The following is a 7101-nucleotide window of genomic DNA, read 5'->3' as shown; positions in this document are numbered from 1 at the left end:
CCAACCGTTCTACCGGGTTCTGCCCTCAGGTGAGGGCAGAACCCGAAGACTGATCGCAACCTCACACAGGCCCTAGGCGGTCAGCTCTGCCGGTACGTCGCGAGGAAGCGCCCGATCCGGTTGATGGCCGTCTCCAGGTCGTCGGCCCGGGGCAGGGTGACGAAGCGGAAGTGGTCCGGGCGGGGCCAGTTGAAGCCGGTGCCCTGGACGACGTGGATCTTCTCGCGCAGCAGCAGGTCCAGCACGAACCGCTCGTCGTCGACGATCCGGTGCACCGCCGGGTCCAGCCTGGCGAAGGCGTACAGCGCGCCCTTGGGCTTGACGCAGCTGACGCCGGGGATCTCGTTGAGCGCCTTGACCGCGATGTCGCGCTGCTCGGTGAGCCGGCCGCCGGGCAGCACCAGGTCGTTGATGGACTGGTGGCCGCCGAGCGCGGCCTGCACGGCGTACTGGGCGGGCACGTTGGGGCACAGCCGCATGCCGGAGAGCATGGTCAGGCCCTCCAGGTAGTCGGTGGCGTGCTGCCGGGGCCCGGAGACGACCAGCCAGCCGCTGCGGAAGCCGGCCACCCGGTAGGCCTTGGAGAGGCCGTTGAAGGTGAGGGTGAGGACGTCGTCGGCCAGGGCGGCCAGGCAGTGGTGCTCGGTGTCGTCGTAGAGGATCTTGTCGTAGATCTCGTCGGCCAGCACCATCAGGTGGTGGCGGCGGGCCAGGTCGAGGATGCCCTCCAGCAGTTCCTTCGGGTAGACCGCGCCGGTGGGGTTGTTGGGGTTGATGACGACGATCGCCTTGGTGCGGGCGGTGATCTTGGCGGCGATGTCGTCCAGGTCCGGGTACCACTCGGCCTGTTCGTCGCACAGGTAGTGCACGGCCTTGCCGCCGGCCAGCCGGACCACGGCCGTCCAGAGCGGGTAGTCGGGCATCGGCACGAGCACCTCGTCGCCGTCGTCCACGAGCGCGGTGACGGCCATCTGGATCAGCTCGGAGACGCCGTTGCCGAGGTAGACGTCGTTGACGGTGACGCCCTCGACCCCGCGCTGCTGGTAGTACTGCACCACCGCGCGACGGGCCGGCAGGATGCCGCGCGAGTCGCTGTAGCCGTGCGCCTTGGGCAGGTTGCGGATGATGTCCTGGAGGATCTCCTCGGGCGCCTCGAAGCCGAAGGGGGCGGGGTTGCCGGTGTTCAGCCGCAGCACGCTGTGCCCGGCCTCCTCCAGGGCGTTGGCCTGGTCGACCACCGGGCCCCGGATCTCGTAGCACACGTCATTGAGCTTGCTGGACTGTCGAAACTCCATCTGCGGCCTCCCGACCGTCACCACCGCTCCGTTGCTTCAGCTTTGTTCTACCAAGTGAGTACTTGGAAAGTCCAACCTCTTGGCTATGCTGATCCGCATGTCACGCCGAAGCTACGACCAGTACTGCGCCGTCGCCCGCGCCCTGGACGCGGTGGGGGAGCGCTGGAGCCTCCTGATCGTCCGTGAGCTCCTCGGCGGCCCGCGCCGCTACACCGACCTGCACGCCGACCTGCCCGGCGTCTCCACCGACATCCTGGCCGCCCGGCTCAAGCAGTTGGAGGGCGACGGACTGATCGCCCGCCGCCGACTGGAGCGGCCCGCCAACGCGACCGTCTACGAGCTGACCGGACGCGGCCGCGAACTGCGGCCGGTCGTCGAGGCGCTGAGGGAGTGGGGCCTGGCCGCCCTCGGCGAGCAGCGGCCCACCGACGCCGTGCGCGAGCACTGGTTCACGCCCCGGAAGGCGGGCGAGGAGGCCGGCGAGGAGGCGGTGGCCGTGACGGGCTGACCGTCGCGGTGGGCGCGGTGCCTGCGGCGGGCACGGTGGCCTGAATGGGGCGGCGGCAAGGCCCCCGTCGCCGACCGCCGCCCCGTGGGCTCAGGATGGCCCGGGCCGATAAACGAACGATCGGCGTGCGATGAGCGCCGAGGTTCGCCGGTGGTCGCCAGGGTTCGCCGGGGGTCCGTCGGAGCCGCCGGGGCCCGCTGTGGTTCCGGACGGGCACGCACGTACGATCGTCGGATCGTCGAACCGCCGGAGTCATCCCGGGAGAGCGGAGGCCAGCCCGTGCCCACCCCCTACCGCAGCTACGTCGCCGTCGGCGACTCCTTCACCGAGGGCATGTGCGACGACCTGCTGCCGGACGGCCACTACCGGGGCTGGGCCGACCGGGTCGCCTCGGCACTGGCCGCCGAGCACGCGGAGCACGCCGAGCGCGCCGAACGCTCTGAGCGCGCCGAAGGCTCTGAGCACGCCGAGCGCGCCGAGCCGGAGTCCGCGGGCACCGGCTTCCGGTACGCCAACCTCGCCGTCCGCGGCAAGCTCATCGGCCAGATCCACGACGAGCAGCTCGCCCCCGCCGCCGCGATGGGCGCCGAGCTGGTCACCCTGGCCGGCGGCCTCAACGACGTGCTGCGCCCCGGCTGCGACATCGACGCCGTCGAGCGGCTGCTCGGCCGCTGCGCCGACGGGCTGCGCGCCACCGGCGCGACCGTCGTGCTGTTCACCAGCACCGACCCGACCCGCCGGATGGCGGGCGGCGCCCGGCTGCTGCCCGCGATCCTGCGGATGAAGGCCTTCGTCCAGGAACTGGGCCGGCAGGACGGCTTCGTCGTGGTCGACCTGTTCTCCGCGCCCTGCTTCGACGACCGCCGCCTGTGGGCCGAGGACCGCCTGCACCTGTCGCCCGAGGGGCACCGCCGGGTCGCCGAGGGCGTGCTGGAGGCGCTCGGCCGCCCCGCCGCCTTCGACTGGCGCGCCCCGCTGCCCGCCGCCGCCCCGGCCGGCCGCGCCGAGCGGCTGCGCGAGGACGCCCGCTGGCTGGGCACCCACGTCGGCCCGTGGATCGGCCGCCGTCTCACCGGCCGCTCCTCGGGCGACGGCCGCCCGGCGAAGCGGCCGGAGCTGCTGCCGTACCGCTGAGGCCCACCGCCCGGGTGCCACGGGCCCCGGCCTACTCGGTGTCGTAGACGCCCGGCGCGTCGAGGACCAGGCTCGCCATCGGGGCGTGGGTGGCCCAGCCGAGCGCCGTGTAGAGCGCCTGCCCCTCCGGGGTGCCGACCAGCACGCCGGTGCGCGCGCCCCGCTCGTGCGCGGCGGACTGGAGCGTCTGCATCACCAGGGCGCCCAGGCCTCGGCGGCGGTGCTCCGGTGCGGTGGTGATCTGGTCCGGTACGGCCACGGGGCCGGCCAGGCCCGCCTGGCCGCGGGCGGCGAGGTGCCCGTCCCCGGTGCGCACCAGCGCCCGGAGGATCCCGCCCCGCTCCCAGGTGGTCACGGTGTACCCGGCCGGGGCCTCGGGCCGCTCGGGGACGAGCGGGACGCTCATCAGGAAGCCCGGCGCGTCCAGCCGCCACCGCTCGTCCAGCCAGGGGCGCACGGTGGCGTCCTCGGCGAACAGCTTCAGCCAGGTGGTCGGCGCGGTGACGGTCTCGCCGAGCTTGCGGACCTCGGCCTCGGTCGGCTCCGGCAGCACGTGCCGGCCGACCTCGCCGACCGGCGCGCCGACGTCGATGCTCCAGCCCCAGGGCTGGTCCACCGGCTCGGCGGAGCCGCGCGAGACGGCCCAGCCCGAGATCCACATCCGGACCAGTTCCCTGATGTCCGGTTCCCGCATGGCGCCCACCCCCGTGTGTAATGGTCTCTACTGCGCTGGGAAGCTTACCGGCGCCGAGGGTCGTCTGCCCAGTAGGATTCCGGGGTTCACCGCGCCGACCGGCGCCCCGCTGCTGGAAGGACCCCGGAACGTGCGCGAGACCGAGTCGCCGCAGGACCAGACGGCGGCCGCGCCGACCCCGCCACCGACCCCGCAGCCGACCGCGCTCCGGGCCGACTGCGGCAGCTGCTTCGGGCTCTGCTGCGTCGCCCTGCCGTTCGCCGCCGGGTCCGACTTCGCCATGAACAAGCAGGCCGGCAGCCCCTGCCACAACCTCCAGACCGACTTCAGCTGCGGCATCCACGTGCGGCTGCGCGACAAGGGCTTCCAGGGCTGCACCGTCTACGACTGCTTCGGTGCCGGGCAGCGGGTCTCCCAGGTGACCTTCGGCGGCCGCAGCTGGCGCGAGGAGCCGGACAGCGCCAAGGCGATGTTCGACGTCTTCCCGGTCGTGCGGCAGCTGCACGAGCTGCTCCGGTACCTCACCGAGGCGCTCACCTTCGCCCCCGCCCAGCCCGTCCACGACGAACTGCGGCAGGCGCTGGCGGAGACCGACCGGCTGGCCGGCGGCACCCCCGAGGAGATCCTCGCCGTCGACGTCCCGGCCCACCGGCAGCGGGTCAGCGAGCTGCTGCTGCGGGCCGGCGAACTGGTCCGCGCGGCCGTCCCGCGCCGCCGCGAGCTGCGCGGCGCCGACCTCTTCGGCGCCCGCCTGCGCGGCGCCGACCTGCGGGGCGCCAACCTGCGCGGCGCCCTGCTCGTCGCGGCCGACCTCTCCGGCGCGGACCTGCGCCTCGCCGACCTGGTCGGCGCCGACCTTCGGGACGCCACCCTGGCCGGCGCCGACCTCAGCACGGCCCTCTTCGTCACCCAGGCCCAGCTCGACGCCGCCCGCGGCGACGCCACCACCCGCCTCCCGGCCGGCCTCACCCGGCCCGCCCACTGGCCCGAGACCGCCCCGGCTCCCGCCGCGGGCGCCGGGGCCGGGCCCCGTGCGGGCAAGGGCGGCGGCCGCCCCGGTCGGAGCGGCCGCCGGCGCTGAGGCGCTACTGGCCCACCCGGCCGTCCACGCACTCGCGCAGCAGGTCGGCGTGGCCGCAGTGGCGGGCGTACTCCTCGATCCGGTGCACCTGCAGCTCCCGGATCGAGAGCCGGTCCTTCCCGACCCGCTCGCCCAGGTCCTGGTACCCGGCCAACGCGGCGTCCAGCGCGGCCTGTTCGCGCTCCAGGTCGTGGAACGCGGCGTCCACCACGGCCTGCTCGCCGACGGCCCCGTCGAAGTCCGCGTCCCGCCCGCCGTACAGCTTGGGCAGCGGCTCGCCGTCGGTGATCCAGTTCCGCCAGTCCCGTTCCACCCGGGCCAGGTGCCGGACCAGGCCGAGCAGCGACATCGTGGACGGCGGCACCGAGCGGCGGGCCAGCTGCTCCGGGGCCAGGCCGTCGCACTTCATCCGCAGGGTCAGCCGGTAGTTCGTCAGGTAGTCCTGGAGGGTGGCGAGTTCGCCGTCCGGGCTCGGGCCCTCACTGTTGCGGGGGTCGTCGTCCGGGTCGGCCCACATGTCGGGGTAGACGGTCGCCTCGGTCCATCGCACGGGTTGCTCGGTCATGCCCGGCATCCTCCTTCGCAACCACCCCCGGCCGCCACCGGGTTATCGCGTCCCCGGCCCCCGGAGCAGCCGCTCGCCCTCCGCCCCGAAGGCGGCCCGGAGCACGGCGGCGACGTCGGCCTCCGGCACGGCGGCGCGGACCTCCGCCAGGACGCCCGGGAACCCCTCGTCGTCGATCACGCCCTGGTGCTCCTGGCGCAACCGGTGGACGAGCGCGACGAGTTCGGGGCGCAGCCGCATCCAGGCGCGGACGGCGTCGGCCTCCTCCTCGACCAGCCGCAGGAACCAGCGCATCACCTCGTACGGGATGTCGACGGCCCGCCCCCGCGGGTCGAGGCTGATCGTCGGCTCCCGCGCCGGGTCCTCGTCGGGGACGACCGCGGCGACCAGGGCCCGCGGGTCCGCCCTGAGCTGCAGCTCCAGGAAGTAGGCGTCGTCGGACGGGTCGTACCCGGTGGTGACGCTGTAGTCCGGGTCGGGGCTCGGCGTGGGCATGGCGGCATGCTGCCAGGCGCCGCTCCGCCGGGCGAGGGCGTTTTCGGGGACCCCCGCGCACGGGACGTCGGGCCGGCCGACCTCCCGTGCGGGGTGGCGGGGCTCAGTCGGTCAGCAGGCGGGCGCGCAGGGTGTCGATCTGCGCGCGGTCGATGCCGAGGACGCCGGTGAGGTAGGCCCCGACCGAGCCGTGGCGGTCGGCGAGGTCGGCGAGGGTGAGCCGGATGACGGCCTCCGGGGCGCGCCCGTAGCCGGGCCAGCGCAGGGTACGGCCGGGGTGGGCGGCGTGCCACTCGGCGACGAAGTGCGCGGTGGCGAGCTCGGTGAGGGCGAAGTCGGCGGCGATGTCGTCCTCGCCGACGCCGAGCAGGGTGAGCAGCAGGGCGGCGATCAGCCCGGTGCGGTCCTTGCCGGAGGCGCAGTGGAAGACCACCGGGGCCTCGGCGGCCGTGATCACGTCCAGCGCCTGGCGGATCTCCTTCACCCCGTCCTCGGCGACCTCGGCGAAGCGGTCGGCGAGGTGGCGCCAGGGGTCGACCTCCGGGTCGATCTCGGCCTGGTCGTACGGGCGGTGCTCGATCGAGAGGTTGTGGTACTCCAGGCCCTCGAACCCGGGCACCCGGCCCTTGGCGGCGATCTCCCAGGGGTAGCGGAGGTCGATCACGGTCCGCACGCCGAGCGCCCGGAGCCGGTCCAGGTCGGCGGGGGAGCCGAGCTTGCCGAGCGAGTCGGAGCGGTACACCAGCCCCCACCGGACGGACCGCCCGCCGGCGCCCGGGTAGCCGCCCAGGTCGCGGAAGTTGTGCAGGGCCTCGAACTCGATGTGACGTGTGGTCATGCGCGGCACTCTAACCAGCGCGTCAAGCGCCGCCGGGCCGGGGGAGCGGCGGCGGCCGGCCCGGGCGCCGCCGTCTGTCAGTGGTGTCGGGCAGGATCGGCACGTCGGTTCTTCGGAGGGACGGAAAGGGCGTCATGGCGATCACGAACGAGCAGGTGACGGAGCAGGAGTTCCTGCGGGAGATGTCCGAGGACCCGTACTTCCCCGACCACCTCGTGGCCAAGGGCAGGGCCATCCTGGTGCGGCTGTGCGAGCGGATCGAGGCCGAGCGGCCGGCGGACCTGCCGGCGCTGTACGTGCTCTCCCACGCCGCCGCGGAGGAGTTCAACCGTCTGGACACGGAGTTGAAGGCGGCGGGGAGCGAGATCGAGACGGCGGCGCGGGAGGACATCGCCGAGGCCTTCTGGATCATCGCCTCGGCCTACGGCTTCGAGGACGCGGACGTGGAGGAGATGGTCGAGCCCCGGGAGTGGTGACGGGCACCGCCCTGC

General features: G+C 74.1%; 8 protein-coding genes and 1 pseudogene. 4 read left to right on the top strand and 5 right to left on the bottom strand.

Annotated elements, in window-relative coordinates; genetic code table 11:
- Positions 1-80: 80 nt before the first annotated feature.
- Positions 81-1295 carry a pyridoxal phosphate-dependent aminotransferase gene (locus tag ACLWS4_RS22330; protein WP_049652769.1) on the bottom strand — a complete coding sequence of 405 codons (1215 nt, stop codon included), beginning with the start codon at positions 1293-1295 and terminating at the stop codon, positions 81-83.
- Between the two features lie 97 nt (positions 1296-1392).
- Here ACLWS4_RS22330 and ACLWS4_RS22325 point away from each other — a divergent pair.
- Together ACLWS4_RS22325 and ACLWS4_RS22320 are read left to right on the top strand one after the other, a co-directional pair.
- Positions 1393-1746: pseudogene (locus ACLWS4_RS22325) on the top strand (winged helix-turn-helix transcriptional regulator); the annotation flags it as partial.
- Between the two features lie 336 nt (positions 1747-2082).
- Complete coding sequence (locus ACLWS4_RS22320; protein ID WP_416875017.1) at positions 2083-2937, top strand: SGNH/GDSL hydrolase family protein; 855 nt, start codon at positions 2083-2085, stop codon at positions 2935-2937.
- Positions 2938-2968: 31 nt separating this feature from the next.
- On the opposite strand, the gene ACLWS4_RS22315 is transcribed toward ACLWS4_RS22320, so the two are convergent.
- Positions 2969-3631 carry a GNAT family N-acetyltransferase gene (locus ACLWS4_RS22315; protein WP_416875016.1) on the bottom strand — a complete coding sequence of 221 codons (663 nt, stop codon included), beginning with the start codon at positions 3629-3631 and terminating at the stop codon, positions 2969-2971.
- A 130-nt stretch (positions 3632-3761) separates the two neighbouring features.
- Between ACLWS4_RS22315 and ACLWS4_RS22310 the strand changes: the two genes are divergently transcribed.
- Positions 3762-4712 carry a pentapeptide repeat-containing protein gene (locus ACLWS4_RS22310; protein ID WP_416875015.1) on the top strand — a complete coding sequence of 317 codons (951 nt, stop codon included), beginning with the start codon at positions 3762-3764 and terminating at the stop codon, positions 4710-4712.
- 4 nt (positions 4713-4716) lie between these two features.
- Here the strand turns inward: ACLWS4_RS22310 and ACLWS4_RS22305 are convergent, their stop codons facing one another.
- The 3 genes from ACLWS4_RS22305 to ACLWS4_RS22295 all read right to left on the bottom strand — a co-directional run bounded on the left by ACLWS4_RS22305 (position 4717) and on the right by ACLWS4_RS22295 (position 6610).
- Entirely contained in the window at positions 4717-5277 is a 561-nt protein-coding gene (locus ACLWS4_RS22305; protein WP_079272064.1) for a DinB family protein, read from the bottom strand.
- Positions 5278-5319: 42 nt separating this feature from the next.
- Entirely contained in the window at positions 5320-5772 is a 453-nt protein-coding gene (locus ACLWS4_RS22300; protein ID WP_416875014.1) for a hypothetical protein, read from the bottom strand.
- Between the two features lie 103 nt (positions 5773-5875).
- Positions 5876-6610, bottom strand: coding sequence for a tyrosine-protein phosphatase (locus ACLWS4_RS22295; protein WP_416875013.1), 735 nt, complete (start codon positions 6608-6610; stop codon positions 5876-5878).
- 134 nt (positions 6611-6744) lie between these two features.
- Between ACLWS4_RS22295 and ACLWS4_RS22290 the strand changes: the two genes are divergently transcribed.
- The gene (locus ACLWS4_RS22290) at positions 6745-7086 is read left to right on the top strand and encodes a DUF5713 family protein (RefSeq protein WP_049658165.1); all 342 of its coding nucleotides are present in this window, start codon (positions 6745-6747) and stop codon (positions 7084-7086) included.
- The last annotated feature ends 15 nt before the right edge of the window (positions 7087-7101 follow it).

The sequence above is a fragment of the Kitasatospora sp. SC0581 genome (assembly GCF_048159585.1).
Taxonomy (GTDB): Bacteria; Actinomycetota; Actinomycetes; order Streptomycetales; family Streptomycetaceae; genus Kitasatospora.
The sequence above is the reverse complement of the archived record's forward strand: the minus strand, read 5'-3'. Positions and strand labels throughout refer to the sequence as shown.

Bases quoted from the DNA above. Each gene is read 5' to 3' on its own strand.
- ACLWS4_RS22330 (WP_049652769.1), bottom strand. From the start codon at position 1,295: ATGGAGTTTCGACAGTCCAGCAAGCTCAATGACGTGTGCTACGAGATC.
- ACLWS4_RS22315 (WP_416875016.1), bottom strand. From the start codon at position 3,631: ATGCGGGAACCGGACATCAGGGAACTGGTCCGGATGTGGATCTCGGGC.
- ACLWS4_RS22305 (WP_079272064.1), bottom strand. From the start codon at position 5,277: ATGACCGAGCAACCCGTGCGATGGACCGAGGCGACCGTCTACCCCGAC.
- ACLWS4_RS22300 (WP_416875014.1), bottom strand. From the start codon at position 5,772: ATGCCCACGCCGAGCCCCGACCCGGACTACAGCGTCACCACCGGGTAC.
- ACLWS4_RS22295 (WP_416875013.1), bottom strand. From the start codon at position 6,610: ATGACCACACGTCACATCGAGTTCGAGGCCCTGCACAACTTCCGCGAC.
- ACLWS4_RS22290 (WP_049658165.1), top strand. From the start codon at position 6,745: ATGGCGATCACGAACGAGCAGGTGACGGAGCAGGAGTTCCTGCGGGAG.